Here is an 18,711-nt window from a genome sequence, read left to right on the forward strand (position 1 = left end):
TCTACTCAGGCATTCACCGTCTTCGCTATCGTATATTAGTTTACATCAGGAAAAATATCAGGCAGCTACAACGTTTTCAGCTGACGGCCCTTTTGCACCAGCAGTAATGCTGAACTCAACTTTTTGGCCTTCATTCAGCGTTTTAAAGCCACCACTCTGAATAGCAGAGAAGTGTACAAACACATCTTTACTACCATTGTCAGGGGTAATAAAACCAAAACCTTTAGACTCGTTAAACCATTTTACTAAACCAGTCATTTTATTAGACACAGGTAATTCCTTAAATTCTATGTAGCCTTACGGCGAAAAGGGCTTCGCACACAATCTAATTAGTAACGATAAGAAGGCTCAAAAGAAAGGATTATCTATGGATAACGCTTGAGATGAGAACTGCTTTACTAAACCGCTTTAATGGGTCTGTGTACCTAACCAACCCCTCATTAATCACACACCCCACAAACAATAGCAAGTTATTTTTTCATTTAATTTTTCGCAAAATCTTAGAAATGGAAACTGAGACAGCATAATCAATGAGTTCTGTTCACCAGCAATAACATACAACCGGTCGTCCCCTGGATAACGAAAAATAAAATAGAATATATTTATCAGTTACTTAAAGGAAAGCCCGTGTCAATCCGTAAAAATCCAGCAACGAATTTTCGTGCTATTTTTCGCAGTTCAGGAAATTAAAGCAACAAAGAAAATCATTTCATCCAACCAGTAAACTCTGAAACAACCATAACATTTACAAAACTATGCTCCTTTTGTTTCATATCAGTGTATTATTAGAGAAGGAAAATTAAAAAATTTGAAGGAGAAAAGATGCAACGACAGGCAATGATTTCATCAAAAATAAAATTTATTGGTTACTACCCATTAGAAAAGATTCTGGAGATAGGGTTCGTAAATTCTTCAACTTTCCAGTATGTGGGCGTTCCAGAAAGCATCTATAACTCTTTTCTCACGGTGCAATCTAAAGGCCGTTTCTTTGACGGTGTCATTAAAGGTAAATTCTTGTGTCGTAAAACAGGGTGATTCAAGAAATTTACGCTGTAGATAGCGTAAAACGCCGTTCTGGTGTTTTCTGTTTTTTGTTACCACCGGGCCAGGAAATTGATATCCAAAAAACCACTATTCCCGTCAATTTCGTTACCCTTCGTTAAGCATGCTCCCTGCAGCGTTCACAGGTTTCAAACACTGGGACGCCATGCTCTTTCGTGGCTTTGCAGTCAAGTACCTCCCCTTTACCACCACAGCGGCAGCGTGCGCTAATTGTTCCCTGAACCGATTGCTATACCGACACTCACAGTCAGCAATGGGTAAAGCTGGTCATTTAAATGGCCTTTTTTTCCCGATCATCCTAAAAATTGTTGTAAAATTCGCGGCCTTAGTGATAGCTGCTTCTTTTTGGCTATCTGTTTTGGCGGGAAGTTTTGGAGAGATTTTGGAGAAGAGAAAAAGTTGATTATTTTCAATACTCTGAAAACATCGCGCCTTCTGAACAAGAAGGTGAAACGCGAATGATCGGTCGGCTGCTCAGAGGCGGTTTTATGACCGCCATCTACGCGTATCTGTATATTCCAATCATTATTTTGATTGTGAACTCCTTTAACAGCTCGCGCTTTGGCATCAACTGGCAGGGTTTTACCACCAAATGGTACGGCCTGCTGATGAACAACGACAGCCTGCTACAGGCAGCGCAACACTCGCTGACGATGGCGGTGCTATCCGCCACGTTTGCCACGCTGATCGGCTCACTCACAGCGGTTGCACTGTACCGCTACCGTTTTCGCGGTAAACCGTTTGTCAGCGGCATGCTGTTCGTGGTGATGATGTCGCCGGATATCGTAATGGCGATTTCTTTGCTGGTGCTGTTTATGCTGATCGGCATTCAACTGGGTTTCTGGTCACTGCTGTTCTCGCATATCACTTTTTGTCTACCTTTTGTGGTGGTGACGGTTTACTCACGTCTGAAAGGTTTTGATGTACGAATGCTTGAAGCCGCCAAAGATCTCGGCGCCAGTGAAGTGACTATTCTGCGCAAGATTATACTGCCTCTGGCAATGCCTGCAGTGGCTGCCGGCTGGTTGCTGAGCTTTACGTTGTCGATGGATGATGTCGTCGTGTCGTCCTTCGTTACCGGGCCTGGTTATGAAATTTTGCCGTTAAAAATCTACTCAATGGTAAAAGTCGGCGTATCACCAGAGGTGAACGCGCTGGCGACCATTTTGTTGGTTCTGTCGCTGGTTATGGTGATTGCCAGCCAGCTTATTGCACGTGATAAAACCAAGGGCCGCTAAGGCCCTTAATTCAGGGGACGTTAAATGATGAAAAAATGGTCACGCCACCTGCTCGCGGCGGGTGCTCTGGCACTGGGCATGAGCGCCGCTCACGCTAATGACAACAACACGCTCTATTTCTATAACTGGACCGAGTATGTCCCGCCTGGACTGCTGGAGCAGTTCACCAAAGAGACCGGCATTAAGGTTATCTATTCGACCTACGAGTCGAACGAAACCATGTACGCCAAGCTCAAAACCTATAAAGACGGCGCATACGATCTGGTGGTTCCGTCCACCTATTACGTCGATAAAATGCGCAAAGAAGGCATGATCCAGAAGATCGACAAGTCGACGTTGACCAACTTCCACAACCTCGATCCGGAAATGCTCAACAAGCCATTCGACCCCAACAATGACTACTCTATCCCGTATATCTGGGGTGCGACGGCCATTGGCATCAATAGCGATGCCATCGACCCGAAAACAGTAACCAGCTGGGCCGATCTGTGGAAACCGGAGTACAAAGGTAGCCTGCTGTTAACGGATGATGCGCGTGAAGTGTTCCAGATGGCGCTGCGCAAGCTGGGATACTCCGGCAATACCACCGATCCTAAAGAGATTGAAGCCGCCTATAACGAGTTGAAGAAGCTGATGCCTAACGTCGCGGCATTTAACTCTGACAACCCGGCCAACCCGTATATGGAAGGCGAAGTCAATCTGGGGATGGTGTGGAACGGCTCCGCGTATGTTGCGCGTCAGGCAGGTACACCGCTGGAAGTGGTATGGCCGAAAGAAGGTGGGATTTTCTGGATGGACAGCCTGTCTATTCCAGCAAACGCAAAAAATAAAGAAGGTGCGCTGAAGCTGATTAACTTCCTGCTACGCCCGGACGTGGCGAAAGAAGTCGCGGAAACCATCGGTTATCCGACGCCAAACCTGGCAGCACGTAAGCTGTTAAGCCCTGAAGTCGCGAACGATAAAACCCTCTACCCTGATGCAGAAACCATCAACAAAGGGGAATGGCAGAATGATGTCGGTTCCGCCAGCGCTATCTATGAAGAGTATTATCAGAAGCTGAAAGCAGGACGCTAATTCAGCGTTGTAAGGAATGCCCGATGGCGCTGCGCGTATCGGGCAAAAAAATCACAGTCCTTTCAATAATTTCTCAACAAACTCAGGCACCACCTGGCTTGCCGGACCGTAATACTTCTCTTCAAACTCGCTTCCTACCTGGCTCGGTTCGAGATTTAGCTCTACCGTATGCGCCCCATGTAGTCGAGCTTCATGCACAAACCCCGCTGCCGGGTATACATGGCCCGATGTACCAATCGCAATGAACACATCGGCCATTGCCAGTGCCATATAAATTTCATCCATGCCCAGCGGCATTTCACCAAACCACACCACGTGCGGGCGCAGCGGCGCCGGAAACTGGCAACAATGGCATTTATCTTCCGCAGTCACATCGCCAGTCCACTCCAGAATCTGCCCGCTTTGCGAACAGCGAACCTTGAGCAGTTCGCCGTGCATATGGATTACGTTCTGGCTGCCCGCACGTTCATGCAGATTATCAATGTTCTGCGTCACCAGTAAAAAACGGTCGCCCAGCTCGGCTTCGAGTTTTGCCAGCGCGATATGCGCCGCGTTAGGCTGGATTTCTGATTGTTGCAACTGATGACGACGGGCGTTATAAAACGACTGGACCAGTTGCGGATTACGACTAAATCCTTCCGGAGTCGCAACGTCCTCTACCCGATGTTCTTCCCAGAGACCATCCGCCGCGCGAAAGGTTCGAATTCCTGACTCAGCGGAGATTCCCGCTCCCGTCAGTACCAGCACTCTTGGTTTTTCCATCAATTCAGGCACCACTCTGTCTCTGAAAAAGATTCGTTGACGCAGGCGATCGCGCATATGGCGTTTAATTTTACGAAAGCGGCTTAACCGATGACCCCGGCGCGACAGCATAACAACCTCTTTGTATTAATCGGTAAGATGTAGGAAAGCGGCTCCGCGCATCCCGCCCGCATCACCGTGCCGCGCCCGCTCAATACGCGGCACCCGGGCAACCGGCAGCAGATGACGTGGCAGTCGGTCCGCCAGTTGCGTCGTAATAGCGGTAAAATTCGACAAGCCTCCGCCAATCACCACCAAATCAGGATCGACGATAGTCAGGATATTCCCAAGGCACACCGCCAGCAAATCCAGATAGCGTTCAACATGGGCACGTGCTTGTTCATCACCCTGCTCCCACAGCGCGATAATTTCCCGGGCATCCAGCGATTGATGGTAGTAATGCTGATACAACCACGCAAATCCACCGCCGGAAAGATAGCTTTCGATGCATCCCAGTTGACCGCACCCGCAGCGGCGCAATGGGAAATCAAAGCCCATCAACGTCAGCGCATCGACTGGCAAACGAATATGACCAAACTCGCCGGTGATATAGCTGCGCCCGGTGATGGATTTCCCGTTAAACACCAGACCGCCGCCAACACCGGTGCCGAGGATCAACCCCATCACGAGCGGATATTGGGTGAACTCGTCATCCCAGGCTTCGGAAAGAGCAAAACAGTTAGCATCGTTATCCAGACGCACATCGCGGTCAAGGCGAGCGCTGAGATCGGCGCGGAGCGGCTTACCACTGGCAGCAGGAACATTGGCCGCATACAGCGTGCCGTCTTCCGTTTCCGGCATGCCAGGAATGCCGATGCCTACCGAACCTTTAACGCCGAACCGCTGGTCCGCTTCCGTCACCAGATTGCAGACCGCATCAAGGAAAGCATCATAGCTGTCGCGAGGCGTAGGGACGCGTGTTTCCCATTGCAAACGACGTTGCTTATCAAACACGCCCAGCGCAATTTTGGTCCCGCCGATGTCAAATCCGTAATACATCACCGCTCCTTGATACACGTCATCCTTCAAGATGCCTTGGGGTTGGCTGCGCCCTCACCCTCCAGTCACATCGTTATCTATGCTCATGGAGATTTCGGTTTGCCGCCTTACCGCCGCATGAATGCTTTCGTGTATATATTGTTATTGGCCGCTAAGTACTCTCGCAGGATCAATATTGCTGGCGCGACGCGCCGGATACCAACTTGCCAAAAGACTCAGCACGAGTGCTGTCACCAGCACGTAAATCACATCCAGCCAGTGTAATTCCGATGGCAGGAAGTCAATGAAATAGATATCGCCGGACAGGAACTGATGGCCGATAAGCGCCTCAATACCGTTAATGATCGGCGTCAGTTGCAGCGAGACAACCACCCCAATGACGACGCCTATCAGGCTACCGAACAGCCCCGCCAGCAGGCCGTACCAGACAAAAATGGCACGGATAAGGCCATCTTTAGCCCCCAGGGTTCTTAATACCGCAATATCGCCGCTCTTGTCTTTTACCGCCATCACTAACGTGGAAACGATATTAAAACAGGCCACGCCAATCACCAGCACCATCGCCAGATACATAATGGCGCGGATCATCTGGATATCGCGATACATATAGCCGTATGTACCGATCCAGCTCTTAATGTACACATAGTTATTGGTGACTTCACCCGCGTCTCGCACCAGCTTATTGGCGTTAAACACGTCGTTCACTTTCAGCGCGATCCCGGAAACGCTGGATCCCATATCCAGGTATTGCTGCGCATCTTCCATTGGGATCATGGCAAAGCTGTGATCGAGCTGACCGCTCAGTTGCAGGATCCCCGTGACGTGCAAACGCACGCGTTTAGGCTGCTGTAACTTATGATCCGCACTGGCGTTAGGGATCATAATCGATACCCAGTCGCCCTGCTTCACCTTCAGCGCATCGGCAATTCCCTTACCAATAATGATTTGTTGCTCACCCGCTTTGAAATTATCCCATGCGTGGTTTTGCACAAACGAGGGTAGCGCGCTTAAACGCTGCTCCTGCTGCGGATCAACGCCCTTCACCTGCACTGCGCGTAGGTTCGCCCCACTCTCCACCAGCCCGGTAAAGTTAATATAAGGCGCCGCAGCAGCAATGCCTGGTACCTTCTGTACCTTGTCGAGCGCTTCCTGCCAGTTGTTCCACGGCTGATTCACGGCTTCAATCTCACCGTGCGGCACCACGGCCAGAATACGGTTGTTAAGCTCACGCTCAAATCCGTTCATGGCGCTTAAGCCGACGATCAATACCGCTACGCCCAACGCAATGCCAACGGTGGAAATCACGGAAATCAGCGAGACCATGCCACCGCGCCGCCGACCACGGCTAAAACGCAAACCAATCAATAACGATAAAGGCGAAGCCATTACTCAGCTCCCATCAGGCTCAGTTCAGCCGTCAGGCGACCATCGCGCATTTCAAGCTGGCGGCTCATGCGCTTCGCCAGTTGCAGATCGTGTGTCACCACCAAAAATGCCGTGCCCTGAGAGCGGTTCAGCTCACCCAGAAGCTCGAAAATGCTGTCCGCGTTACGCGCATCAAGGTTACCCGTTGGCTCATCCGCCAGTACCAGGCGCGGGTTATTCACCAGCGCACGAGCGATGGCCACGCGCTGGCGTTCACCGCCTGAAAGTTCAGACGGACGATGGCTGGCACGATGGTCCAGCCCTACTGCTTTCAGCATATCCCGTGCGCGCTCGGTGATTTCAGCCGGTTTTTTCTTGCCGATCAGCAACGGCATCGCCACGTTTTCCAGCGCGGTAAAGTCCGGCAGCAGATGGTGGAACTGATAAATGAAGCCCAGCTTCTGATTGCGCAGTTCCGCTTTCGCCGCCGACGAGAGTTTGCTCATCGGCTGACCGCTAAAAATGACATCGCCGGAAGTTGGCGTATCCAGCCCGCCTAACAGATGCAGCAACGTACTCTTACCGGAACCGGAGCTGCCGACAATCGCCATCATCTCACCTTCACCGACGCAAAAACTGACATCGTGCAGTACATCGGTCTGCACTGTGCCTTCCTGATAGCGTTTGCACAGGTTGTCGCATTGCAACAGGATCTTATTCATAACGTAAAGCCTCAGCGGGTTGAGTGGCGGCAGCGCGCCAGGAAGGATAAAGCGTAGACAGCAGCGCGATGGCCATCGCCACCAGCGCAATGACGATAACCTGCAGCGGCTCAATGGCGACCGGCAGCGCAGCCCCATCCAGAAGCACACCGATAATTGGCATCAGGTTGTTCAGTTGACTGGCGAGTAATGCGCCCAGCACCGCGCCCAGCAGCGCGCCGATAATCCCGGCACTGGCCCCCTGCACCATAAACACCATCATTATCTGCCGCGGCGTCAGCCCCTGCGTTTGTAGAATCGCCACTTCCCCTTGCTTCTCCATTACCATCAGACCCAGCGAGGTAATAATATTAAATGCCGCCACCGCCACGATCAGGCTAAGCAGCAGCCCCATCATGTTTTTCTCCATACGCACGGCCTGGAACAATTCCCCTTTGCGCTCGCGCCAGTCCTGCCATTTGGTACCTTGCGGCAGCGTTTGCTGGCTCAGCGTATCAACCTTTAACGGTTCGTTCAGCCACAGACGCCAGCCGGTAATATTGCCCACCGGGTAACGCATCAAACGTGACGCATCCTGGATGTTGGTCAGCATCTGGTAGCCGTCGACTTCGCTGTTGGCGGCGAAGGTGCCAATTACCGTAAACAGACGCTGGCTCGGCAGACGTCCCATCGGGGTAAACTGGCTGGCTGAGGGCACCATCACGCGAATTTGATCGCCACGATTAACACCCAGTTGCCCGGCAAGCTGCTCTCCGAGGATGACATTATACTTACCCGGCTGCAGATCTGTTTGCTTCACATTGACCAGATATGGCGTTAATGGATCTTTTTGCGCCGGGTCAATACCCAGCATCACGCCGACTGCCACGCTACGCGCACTTTGCAGTACCACATCCCCTGTGGTTATCGGTGCGACGCGGTTGACGCCGTTCAACACCACCGCTTTTTCCGGTAGCTGTTGCGGGTTTAGGGAACCCTGTTCAGACGAGAGGACGGCCTGAGGCATCAGGCCAAGAATATTGTTTTGCAGCTCGCGCTCGAAACCGTTCATCACCGACAACACCGTAACCAGCGCCATTACCCCGAGAGTAATGCCAATGGTGGAGAGCCAGGAAACGAAGCGACCGAAGCGATCTGCTGCACGCCCACGCATATAACGCAGGCCAATGAATAGAGCGACAGGTTGGTACATGAAATCCGTCTGGTTGCTGTTAGCAAAGTCACGAGTATATAAGCGAAAGCGGAATGGGTAAATGACTGAACCGTAAGTGTTCGTCAGCACTATTCTTAAAAGTATAAATAAATCAAACCGCTAAAGTTGTCCCTCTCCCCTGCAACCCTGATCCCTGACCTTTATCCTAAAAAAACAAAATGCAGACAGTTACGCATTACAGCACACAGCGGGTTGCGCAGGATGGCAGGCTATTGCAATCAATATGGATGCGCCGTCTCAATGAATAAAAAAGAACTATGGATTAATCAAATCAAGGGGTTATGCATTTGTCTGGTGGTGATTTACCACTCGGTGATCACATTTTACCCGCACCTCACCACTTTTCAGCATCCACTGTCAGAGGTGTTGAGCAAATGCTGGATTTACCTCAATTTGTACCTGGCACCGTTTCGCATGCCGGTGTTTTTCTTTATTTCGGGGTATCTGATCCGCCGCTACATCGATAACGTCCCGTGGACAACCTGCGTGGATAAACGGATCTGGAGTATCGCCTGGGTGCTGGTGCTTTGGGGAGTGGTGCAATGGCTGGCGTTGGTGGCGCTCAATAACTGGCTCGCCCCGCAGCGCGATCTGACCCATGCCGCCAACGCCGCTTATGCGGATTCGATTGCGGGTTTTACCCACGGGATGCTGACCGCCAGTACCAGCCTGTGGTATCTGTACGCACTGATTGTCTATTTTGTTCTGTGTAAAATTTTCAGCCGTTGGGCGATGCCGCTGTTAGCGTTATTTGTGGCGCTGAGCGTGGCGATCAATTTTTTCCCGACCCCGTGGTGGGGAATGAACAGCGTGATTCGCAATTTGCCCTGGTATAGCCTCGGCGCATGGTTTGGCGCAATGCTGATGGCGTGGATCAAGGAGGTGCCCCTGCGCCGTCATGCGGTCATTGTTCTGGGTTGCACAATCGTCGCCATCATCGCGTGGCTGGCAAATGTCTCGCTATTGCTTTCTCTCCTTTCCATTGCGCTGATCATGAAGCTGTTTTATCAGTTCGAGCTCCACTTTGGCATGCGCGCGTCCAGTCCGTTAAGCGTGATTGGCGCCAATACCATCGCCATCTACACCACACACCGTATTCTGGTTGAGCTGTTCAGCTTAACGCTTATCCCCAAAATCAATCATGCCGCCTGGCCTGCATACGCGGAGCTGGCCATGCTACTGGTGTATCCGTTCGCCTGTCTGCTGCTGTGCACCCTGTTTGGCCTGCTGGTGCGTAAGATTTCACAAAAAACCGTGGCCGATCTGCTCTTTTCCCCGCCCTCTTTATCGCTCGCCTCGCGCTAACCCCTACGCGCTTTTGCCCCCATTTGGGGGCGAATCAATTTGCTTATGAGAAACGATCACGGATAATAAAGAACATTGCTTATCAGATGTATATCTAAACGAGATCCTGACAACCGAATGCCTGAACAACATCGTTACACGCTCCCAACGGGCGCTTCCGATCAGCGCCAGTTGGGTGAGCTTACGGGTGCCGCCTGCGCAACGCTGGTCGCCGAAATCGCCGAACGTCACGCGGGTCCAGTGGTGCTGATCGCGCCGGACATGCAAAATGCTTTGCGTCTGCATGATGAAATTCGTCAGTTTACAGACCAGATGGTGATGAACCTGCCCGACTGGGAAACGCTTCCCTATGACAGCTTTTCTCCCCATCAGGAGATTATCTCCTCACGGCTCTCCACGCTGTATCAACTGCCCGCCATGCAGCGCGGCGTGCTGATCGTTCCGGTAAATACGCTGATGCAGCGTGTCTGTCCGCACAGCTATCTGCACGGTCATGCGCTGGTCATGAAAAAAGGCCAGCGGCTTTCGCGCGACGCCCTGCGCGAACAACTGGACAGTGCTGGCTATCGCCATGTTGATCAGGTCATGGAACACGGCGAATACGCCACGCGTGGCGCATTGTTAGATCTGTTCCCGATGGGCAGCGAATTGCCTTATCGTCTGGATTTCTTTGATGACGAAATCGACAGCCTGCGTCTGTTTGATACTGACACTCAGCGCACGCTGGAAGAAGTCGATGCCATTAATTTGCTGCCCGCACACGAATTCCCGACTGACAAAACGGCCATCGAACTGTTCCGTAGTCAGTGGCGTGATACGTTTGAGGTAAAACGCGACGCCGAGCATATTTATCAACAGGTCAGCAAAGGCACGTTACCTACGGGGATTGAATACTGGCAGCCGCTGTTTTTCAGCGAGCCGCTGCCGCCGCTGTTCAGCTACTTCCCCGCCAATACGTTGTTGGTAAATACCGGCGATATCGAGACCAGCGCTGCACGCTTCCAGGCCGATACCCTGTCACGCTTTGAGAATCGCGGCGTTGATCCGATGCGCCCGCTTCTGCCACCGGAATCGCTGTGGCTGCGGGTTGATGAGCTGTTTTCTGAACTTAAACGCTGGCCGCGTGTTCAGCTGAAAACCGAGAGTCTGCCGAAGAAAGCGGCGAATACCAACCTCGGGTTCCAGAAGCTGCCAGATATCGCCGTTCAGGCACAGCAAAAAGCACCGTTAGATGCATTACGTAAATTCCTTGAAGGCTTTACCGGTCCGGTAATTTTCTCGGTGGAAAGTGAAGGACGCCGGGAAGCGCTAGGCGAACTGCTCGCCCGCATCAAAGTCGCGCCGAAGCGGATATTGCGACTCGACGAAGCCGTAGACAACGGTCGTTATCTGATGATTGGCTCAGCCGAGCACGGCTTCATCGATAGCAAACGCAATCTGGCGCTGATTTGTGAAAGCGATCTGCTCGGTGAACGCGTGGCGCGTCGCCGCCAGGATTCTCGTCGCACCATCAACCCGGACACGTTAATTCGTAACCTCGCGGAGCTGCACCCCGGTCAGCCAGTGGTGCATCTGGAGCACGGCGTGGGTCGCTATGCCGGTATGACCACGCTGGAAGCAGGCGGCATTACCGGTGAATACCTGATGCTCACCTATGCCAACGACGCCAAACTGTATGTGCCGGTGTCGTCGCTGCATCTGATCAGCCGCTACGCCGGCGGCGCGGAAGAGAATGCGCCGCTGCATAAACTGGGCGGTGATGCCTGGTCACGCGCCCGACAGAAAGCCGCTGAGAAGGTTCGCGATGTCGCGGCAGAGCTGCTGGATATTTATGCCCAGCGCGCAGCGAAAGAAGGCTTTGCCTTTAAGCATGACCGTGAACAGTATCAGCTGTTTTGCGACAGCTTCCCGTTTGAAACCACGCCGGACCAGGCGCAGGCGATCAACGCGGTACTCAGCGATATGTGTCAACCGCTGGCCATGGACCGCCTGGTGTGTGGCGATGTCGGCTTTGGTAAAACCGAAGTCGCGATGCGTGCCGCCTTTCTCGCCGTAGAGAATCACAAGCAGGTTGCCGTGTTGGTACCGACCACCCTGCTCGCTCAGCAGCACTTCGACAACTTCCGCGACCGCTTTGCCAACTGGCCGGTACGCATTGAGATGCTGTCCCGTTTCCGTAGCGCTAAAGAGCAAGCGCAGATTCTGGAGCAGGTTGCCGAAGGTAAAATCGATATTCTCATCGGCACTCACAAACTGCTGCAAGCGGATGTGAAGCTAAAAGATCTGGGGCTGCTAATTGTCGATGAAGAGCACCGTTTCGGCGTTCGCCACAAAGAGCGTATCAAGGCAATGCGCGCGGATGTAGATATTCTGACTCTGACGGCAACGCCAATTCCACGCACGCTCAACATGGCGATGAGCGGCATGCGCGATCTGTCGATCATCGCCACACCGCCCGCTCGTCGTCTGGCGGTCAAAACCTTCGTGCGCGAATATGACAACCTGGTGGTACGCGAGGCTATCCTGCGTGAAGTTATGCGCGGAGGACAAGTTTATTATCTCTTTAACGACGTCGAAAATATCCAGAAAACCGCTGACAGATTAGCGGAACTGGTGCCGGAAGCGCGCATTGGTATCGGCCACGGGCAAATGCGCGAGCGCGAACTGGAACGCGTGATGAACGATTTCCACCATCAGCGTTTTAACGTGCTGGTGTGTACCACCATTATCGAAACCGGGATCGACATTCCCACTGCCAACACTATCATCATTGAACGAGCTGACCACTTCGGTTTAGCGCAATTGCATCAGCTACGGGGTCGTGTGGGACGCTCACACCATCAGGCATACGCCTGGCTGCTAACGCCGCATCCAAAAGCGATGACCACCGACGCACAAAAACGCCTGGAAGCCATCGCCTCGCTGGAAGATTTAGGTGCAGGTTTTGCGCTGGCAACCCACGACCTCGAAATTCGTGGCGCTGGGGAACTGCTGGGCGAAGATCAAAGTGGCTCCATGGAAAGCATCGGTTTCTCACTGTATATGGAGCTGCTGGAAAACGCTGTCGATGCGCTCAAAGAAGGGCGTGAACCGTCGCTGGAAGATCTCACCAGCCAGCAAACCGAAGTCGAACTGCGCATGCCATCGCTTCTGCCGGATAACTATATCCCGGATGTCAACACGCGACTGTCGTTCTACAAGCGCATTGCCAGTGCGAAAGGCGAAACCGAGCTGGAAGAAATTAAGGTCGAGCTGATAGACCGTTTTGGCCTGCTGCCCGACCCGGCCCGGACGTTGCTGGATATTGCCCGTTTACGCCAGCAGGCGCAGAAACTGGGGATCAGAAAGCTCGAAGGCAATGAAAAAGGCGGTACTATTGAGTTTGCCGAGAAAAACCATGTTAACCCAGTCTGGCTAATTGGTTTACTGCAAAAACAACCGCAGCACTTCCGTCTGGATGGTCCAACACGCCTGAAATTCATGCAGGAGTTGGGCGAGCGTAAAGCACGGATCGACTGGGTTCGCCAGTTTATGCGCCAGCTTGAAGAAAACGCAGTAGCCTAGCGTCAAGCCGGGTGAGCCCTCCGCTCACCCGGCCTGATGAATTTACAAACTCTTTGCACTTCCCTGCACTTCCCGACACTGCAAACCGCCATAATTCTTGTTTACTTTTACATAATAAAAACCACGTAAAAACAATGGATTTATGGTGATGTTAAACAATAAACGACTCTCTCGCTGGTTAGCATTTTTTACGCTTGCCGCGACCTTCGCGTTAGCACTTCCGGCCCAGGCAAATACCTGGCCGCTGCCGCCACCGGGAAGCCGCGTGGTGGGTCAGAATGCCGTTCACGTTGTCGAAGACAATGGCGGTTCTCTGGAAGCGATTGCGAAAAAATACAATGTCGGCTTTCTGGCGCTGCTACAGGCCAACCCCGGCGTTGACCCTTACGTACCACGACCTGGCAGCGTGCTGACTATTCCGTTGCAAACCCTGCTGCCGGACGCGCCGCGCGAAGGCATTGTTATCAACCTCGCCGAACTGCGTCTTTATTATTACCAGCCGGGGACAAATTCGGTGACCGTGTATCCTATTGGTATTGGCCAGTTAGGCGGTGACACGCTGACGCCCACAATGGTAACCACCATCTCTGATAAACGTGCCAACCCGACCTGGACGCCTACGGCAAATATCCGCGCGCGATACAAAGCGAACGGGATCGACCTTCCTGCCGTGGTGCCTGCCGGGCCGGATAACCCGATGGGCCATCATGCCATTCGCTTAGCGGCATACGGCGGTGTGTACCTGCTGCACGGAACTAATGCTGACTTTGGCATCGGAATGCGCGTCAGTTCCGGCTGTATTCGTCTACGCGACGGTGATATCGAAACCCTGTTCCGTCAGGTGAAGCCAGGAACCAAGGTCAATATTATCAATACGCCAATCAAAGCATCTGTTGAACCTAACGGCGTGCGCCTGGTTGAAGTACACCAGCCGTTGTCCGAAAAAATCAATGACGACCCGCAATTGCTGCCGATCGTGCTGAACGCATCCATGCAGACGTTTAAGAATGCGGCGCAAACGGACTCTGCCGTCATGGAACATGCGATGGAGATTCGCTCAGGCATGCCGGTCGATGTCACCCGTCATCACGACGTTGCTCAACAACCGCTGTAAACTCAGCGCATAAAAAACCCCCGCTGGATTTTATTCCGCGGGGGTTTTTTATTTAACTCGCAGTGGCATTGCGATGGGTTAAATCTTATTTGTAGATAACTGCAGTCCCGTGGAGGGTGTTAGGACCGGTAACGGAAGTAATACGGAAAGACTTCGCCCCCATCTCATCCGCTTTCTGCGCCAGTTGATCTTCCAGAGAACCTAAGTTAGTCCCCGCATTCGCAGAAATAGTACCGACTTTCTGTTGGCCCGCAGGTGTGGCCTGAACTTCAACGGCAGCAAAGCTTGCAAATGAGAGTGAGCTAAGAACAGCAGCAACAAACAGAGTTTTTACGTTTTTCATGATAGTGACCTTTAGCAGATGAATGTGTGTCGCAAAGATTAACTTAACGATCGATATGTAAATCATAGATGTGATCCAGGTCACACGTCAACACTTTTTTGTAATGATCGTTATATAAAATACAAAGACCTTATTTTTCATATCAATAGCGTTAAATTATTTTTATCGCTAATCCGCTGGAGTGTGCAGTCGAATATTTTTATAATGGTTATTCAATAAACCCAACAAAGGTACATCGGCGCCATGACAACTGAAATGACAGGTTGTGCTAAAAAAAGCCGTGGCCGACCAAAAGTGTTCGACAGGGAAGCCGCGCTTGATAAGGCCATGACACTCTTCTGGCAGCACGGGTATGAAGCGACATCGCTCGCCGATCTGGTAGAAGCAACCGGCGCAAAAGCGCCCACGCTGTATGCGGAGTTCACCAATAAAGAGGGGTTGTTTCGTGCCGTACTGGACCGCTACATCACCCGCTTCGCGGCGAAACATGAAGCCCAGTTATTTTGTGAAGAAAAAAGTCTTGAGTGCGCGCTGGAAGACTATTTCACCGCAATAGCAACCTGCTTTACCAGTAAAGACACCCCGGCGGGATGTTTCATGATTAACACATCCGCGACACTGGCGGCCTCTTCCCGGGATATTGCGCACACGGTGAAATCCCGCCATGCAATGCAGGAACAGACGCTTACCCAGTTCCTTCACCAGCGCCAGCAACGAGGCGAAATTCCGGCCCATTGCGACGTGCAAAAACTGGCCGAATACCTGAACTGTATTTTACAGGGTATGTCGATCAGCGCCCGTGAAGGCGCGACGTTTGAAAAACTGATGCAGATCGCACACACGACTCTGCGACTGTGGCCTGAACTTATCAAAGTTTAACCCTTTCCCGCTATTTCCCCGCAGTACTGACACCACCGGGAGCTGATTAAGCCCCCGGTTAGATTCCCGCGGATTATCCCTACATTATTCAGTGTTTTCAGCATCTTATCCGATCATTTTTTGTAAAATGTATTGATAACAACAATTATTATCAGCAATATTCGCATTTGTTTTAACGCCTGTTTCACAATGTAACCATCGGTTTCTCTACCGCCATAACAAAAACAGATCGACTCTTTTTAAAAGGAATACAAATGCATAAGCGTCTCTGGGTGCTCAATCCTCTCTTGTTGTCTTTAACTCTCCCAGCCATCGCGGCTGAGGAAGATAACCTCATCGTCAGTGCCAACCGTAGTCAACGCACCGTGGCAGAAATGGCGCAAACGACCTGGGTTATTGAAGGAAGTGAGATTGAACAGCAGGTTCAGGGGGGGAAAGAGTTCAAAGATGTTCTTGCTCAGTTAATCCCAGGAATCGATGTCAGCAGCCAGGGGCGCACAAACTACGGCATGAATATGCGCGGTCGTGCCATCGTAGTACTGATAGACGGTGTCCGTCTGAACTCCTCGCGTACTGACAGTCGTCAACTTGATTCTATTGATCCGTTTAACATCGCACACATTGAAGTCATCTCAGGTGCAACCTCACTGTATGGCGGCGGCAGTACCGGTGGGTTAATCAACATTGTCACCAAAAAAGGCCAGCCGGAGCGTGAAGTAGAACTCGAACTGGGGAGTAAAAGTGGCTTCAATAACAGTAACGATCATGATGAACGCGTTGCCGCGGCGGTGAGCGGAGGAACCGATCGCGCTTCCGGGCGCATGTCCGTCGCGTATCAACGGTTTGGCGGCTGGTATGACGGCAATCACGATGCCCTGCTGCTGGATAACACCCAAACCGGTCTGCAGCACTCCGATCGTCTGGATGTGATGGGCACCGGAACGATTGAGCTTGACGACAACCGCCAGTTACAACTGGTTACGCAGTATTATAAGAGCCAGGGGGATGACGATTACGGACTGGATCTTGGCGAGAACATGTCCGCCGTGACGGGAAACGGTAAGGCTTATACCAGCAGCGGACTGAATTCCGATCGTATTCCCGGCACCGAGCGTCATCTGATCAGCCTGCAGTATTCAGACGCGGATTTCTTCGGCCAGAACCTGGTCAGCCAAATCTATTACCGTGACGAATCGCTGAAATTCTACCCCTTCCCTACGCTGAGCAAAGGCAAGGTCACCAGTTTCTCCGCATCTCAGCAGGACACAGACCAGTTTGGTGCCAAAATCACCCTCAACAGCCAGCTGATGGACAACTGGGAGCTGACGTGGGGTGTCGATGCCGATCACGAAACCTTCGATTCCAATCAGAAATTCTTCGATCTGGCCTGGTCCCTGCCCTCCGGCGGTATGGACAACCGAACCGCTTATACTACCGGGCGTTACCCCAGTTACAGCATCACCAACTTCGCGCCTTTCCTGCAGAACAGCTATGACATTAACGACATCTTTACCCTCAGCGGCGGTGTGCGCTATCAATGGACCGAAAACAGGGTGGATGATTTCGTTGGCTATGCCCAACAACAGGGAATTGCCACCGGCCTGGCAAACTCCGCCGATACCATTCCTGGCGGTAAAACCGATTACGATAATTTCCTGTTTAACGCCGGTATTCTCGCCCACCTGACCGACCGTCAGCAGACATGGTTTAACTTCTCTCAGGGCGTGGAGCTTCCGGACCCGGGGAAATATTACGGTAACGGCACCTATTCCCTGGTTGGCGATCATTACCAGCTCCAGCGCAGCGTCAACGTGGCGGACTCACGCCTGGAGGGGATTAAAGTTAACTCCTACGAACTGGGATGGCGCTACACTGGCGACAGTCTGCGCACGCAGCTGGCCGCTTACTACTCTACTTCGGATAAATCGATCGTTATCAACCGCAGCGATATGACCATTAACGTCCAGCCCGACGATCGCCGTATTTATGGCCTTGAAGGTGCGGTGGATTATTTCATTGCGGATACGGACTGGAGTCTGGGCGGCAACTTCAACGTCATTAAATCGGAAGTGAAGCAAAACGGTAAGTGGCAGAAATGGGATGTCACCCTGGCTTCCCCGTCCAAAGCCACCGCGTGGGTCGGCTGGGCACCTGAACCGTGGACATTGCGCGTACAGAGCCAGCAAACATTTGATCTGACGGACGCCAGCGGCAATAAGCTGGACGGCTATAACACGATGGACTTTATCGGCAGCTATCAGCTCCCGTTGGGTAAACTGACCTTTAGCGTAGAAAACCTGCTGAATGAAGAATACACCACGCTGTGGGGACAACGTGCGCCACTGCTGTACAGCCCAACCTACGGTAGCCCGTCACTGTATGAATACAAAGGCCGGGGCCGCACGTTTGGTCTGAACTACGCCTTAACCTTCTGATAAAAAAAGCCCCCCAGCCTGAGCGAATGGGGGGCTAATGTTCAGGATAATGCTATTTTACGCTTTGTTATTCAGTACCAACTGTCCGTTGTTATCCAACGGAATTTGCGCGCCGGGGTCCTTCTCCATACGGATTTTCCCCTGCTGATCGCCAATTTTGTACGTCACGTCGTAGCCCAGCATTTTTTCAGATTTGTCATACACCGTTTTACAACGCTGCTGCGTAGTAGTGTACGTATCATTTTCTTGCATCGAACCCTGGATCTGGTTACCTGCATAACCGCCGCCTAAAGCACCGGCCACGGTAGCAATATCTTTACCGCGTCCGCCGCCAAACTGATGGCCGATAACGCCACCAGCAACCGCACCCAACACGGAACCCGCGATACGGTTTTCATCTTGTACCGGCTTACGGTGCGTGACCGTCACGTTCCGACACTCCTGGCGCGGTGTTTTTACCGACTCTTTAATCGGTGTTGCAGAGACAACTTGTGCATACTGTGGGCCACGCTCAAAAACGTTAAGACTGGCCACCGCTGCAACACCCAGCGCAGCAGCTACGCCAATCCCTATACCCGCCAACATAGATTTATTCAC

At 52.1% G+C, this 18,711-nt stretch carries 16 protein-coding genes and 1 pseudogene; 8 read left to right on the top strand and 9 right to left on the bottom strand.

Going from position 1 to position 18,711, the window contains the following annotated elements; translation table 11 throughout:
- Positions 1-57: 57 nt before the first annotated feature.
- Positions 58-270, bottom strand: coding sequence for a transcription antiterminator/RNA stability regulator CspE (gene cspE / locus OGV52_RS14865; protein WP_005127641.1), 213 nt, complete (start codon positions 268-270; stop codon positions 58-60).
- A 552-nt stretch (positions 271-822) separates the two neighbouring features.
- Here cspE and OGV52_RS14870 point away from each other — a divergent pair.
- Positions 823-1,035 carry a KTSC domain-containing protein gene (locus OGV52_RS14870; RefSeq protein WP_016152687.1) on the top strand — a complete coding sequence of 71 codons (213 nt, stop codon included), beginning with the start codon at positions 823-825 and terminating at the stop codon, positions 1,033-1,035.
- A gap of 139 nt (positions 1,036-1,174) precedes the next feature.
- On the opposite strand, the pseudogene OGV52_RS14875 reads toward OGV52_RS14870, so the two are convergent.
- Positions 1,175-1,282, bottom strand: a pseudogene (locus OGV52_RS14875) (antitermination protein Q); the annotation flags it as partial.
- A gap of 238 nt (positions 1,283-1,520) precedes the next feature.
- Here OGV52_RS14875 and potC point away from each other — a divergent pair.
- Positions 1,521-2,300: a spermidine/putrescine ABC transporter permease PotC gene (gene potC, locus OGV52_RS14880; protein ID WP_003030794.1), complete on the top strand. Its 780-nt coding sequence runs from the start codon at positions 1,521-1,523 to the stop codon at positions 2,298-2,300.
- A 27-nt stretch (positions 2,301-2,327) separates the two neighbouring features.
- Positions 2,328-3,374: a spermidine/putrescine ABC transporter substrate-binding protein PotD gene (potD, locus tag OGV52_RS14885; RefSeq protein ID WP_029139492.1), complete on the top strand. Its 1,047-nt coding sequence runs from the start codon at positions 2,328-2,330 to the stop codon at positions 3,372-3,374.
- A 51-nt stretch (positions 3,375-3,425) separates the two neighbouring features.
- Here the strand turns inward: potD and cobB are convergent, their stop codons facing one another.
- The 5 genes from cobB to lolC form a co-directional block, all read right to left on the bottom strand.
- Positions 3,426-4,247: a Sir2 family NAD+-dependent deacetylase gene (cobB, locus tag OGV52_RS14890; protein ID WP_287108705.1), complete on the bottom strand. Its 822-nt coding sequence runs from the start codon at positions 4,245-4,247 to the stop codon at positions 3,426-3,428.
- Between the two features lie 15 nt (positions 4,248-4,262).
- Positions 4,263-5,174, bottom strand: coding sequence for an N-acetylglucosamine kinase (nagK, locus tag OGV52_RS14895; RefSeq protein WP_287108706.1), 912 nt, complete (start codon positions 5,172-5,174; stop codon positions 4,263-4,265).
- Positions 5,175-5,315: 141 nt separating this feature from the next.
- A complete protein-coding gene (gene lolE, locus OGV52_RS14900; protein ID WP_016152683.1) occupies positions 5,316-6,560 on the bottom strand; it encodes a lipoprotein-releasing ABC transporter permease subunit LolE in 1,245 nt (414 codons plus the stop codon).
- Positions 6,560-7,261: a lipoprotein-releasing ABC transporter ATP-binding protein LolD gene (gene lolD, locus OGV52_RS14905; protein ID WP_003832278.1), complete on the bottom strand. Its 702-nt coding sequence runs from the start codon at positions 7,259-7,261 to the stop codon at positions 6,560-6,562. The genes lolE and lolD overlap by 1 nt, the downstream gene beginning before the upstream one ends.
- Positions 7,254-8,453 (bottom strand): lipoprotein-releasing ABC transporter permease subunit LolC, encoded by a 1,200-nt coding sequence (gene lolC, locus OGV52_RS14910; RefSeq protein WP_003030806.1) that lies wholly within the window; start codon positions 8,451-8,453, stop codon positions 7,254-7,256. Before lolC ends, lolD begins: the two co-directional genes overlap by 8 nt.
- 261 nt (positions 8,454-8,714) lie before the next feature.
- Here lolC and OGV52_RS14915 point away from each other — a divergent pair, with 261 nt between their 5' ends.
- The 3 genes from OGV52_RS14915 (at position 8,715) to ldtC (ending at position 14,457) form a co-directional block, all read left to right on the top strand.
- A complete protein-coding gene (locus tag OGV52_RS14915; protein WP_287108708.1) occupies positions 8,715-9,779 on the top strand; it encodes an acyltransferase family protein in 1,065 nt (354 codons plus the stop codon).
- 117 nt (positions 9,780-9,896) lie between these two features.
- Positions 9,897-13,343 carry a transcription-repair coupling factor gene (gene mfd / locus OGV52_RS14920; RefSeq protein WP_016152681.1) on the top strand — a complete coding sequence of 1,149 codons (3,447 nt, stop codon included), beginning with the start codon at positions 9,897-9,899 and terminating at the stop codon, positions 13,341-13,343.
- Between the two features lie 148 nt (positions 13,344-13,491).
- A complete protein-coding gene (gene ldtC, locus OGV52_RS14925; RefSeq protein WP_016156209.1) occupies positions 13,492-14,457 on the top strand; it encodes a L,D-transpeptidase LdtC in 966 nt (321 codons plus the stop codon).
- Between the two features lie 85 nt (positions 14,458-14,542).
- On the opposite strand, the gene bhsA is transcribed toward ldtC, so the two are convergent.
- Positions 14,543-14,800 carry a multiple stress resistance protein BhsA gene (gene bhsA, locus OGV52_RS14930; RefSeq protein WP_029139491.1) on the bottom strand — a complete coding sequence of 86 codons (258 nt, stop codon included), beginning with the start codon at positions 14,798-14,800 and terminating at the stop codon, positions 14,543-14,545.
- A gap of 243 nt (positions 14,801-15,043) precedes the next feature.
- Here bhsA and comR point away from each other — a divergent pair, with 243 nt between their 5' ends.
- Entirely contained in the window at positions 15,044-15,679 is a 636-nt protein-coding gene (gene comR / locus OGV52_RS14935; RefSeq protein ID WP_016156207.1) for a TetR family copper-responsive transcriptional repressor ComR, read from the top strand.
- 254 nt (positions 15,680-15,933) lie between these two features.
- Complete coding sequence (locus tag OGV52_RS14940) at positions 15,934-18,114, top strand: TonB-dependent siderophore receptor (protein ID WP_287108709.1); 2,181 nt, start codon at positions 15,934-15,936, stop codon at positions 18,112-18,114.
- A gap of 57 nt (positions 18,115-18,171) precedes the next feature.
- On the opposite strand, the gene OGV52_RS14945 is transcribed toward OGV52_RS14940, so the two are convergent.
- Positions 18,172-18,711: a glycine zipper 2TM domain-containing protein gene (locus OGV52_RS14945; RefSeq protein WP_279263378.1), complete on the bottom strand. Its 540-nt coding sequence runs from the start codon at positions 18,709-18,711 to the stop codon at positions 18,172-18,174.

Origin of the sequence: Citrobacter sp. Cb041 (assembly GCF_030336655.1) — a bacterium.
Lineage (GTDB): Bacteria > Pseudomonadota > Gammaproteobacteria > Enterobacterales > Enterobacteriaceae > Citrobacter > Citrobacter braakii.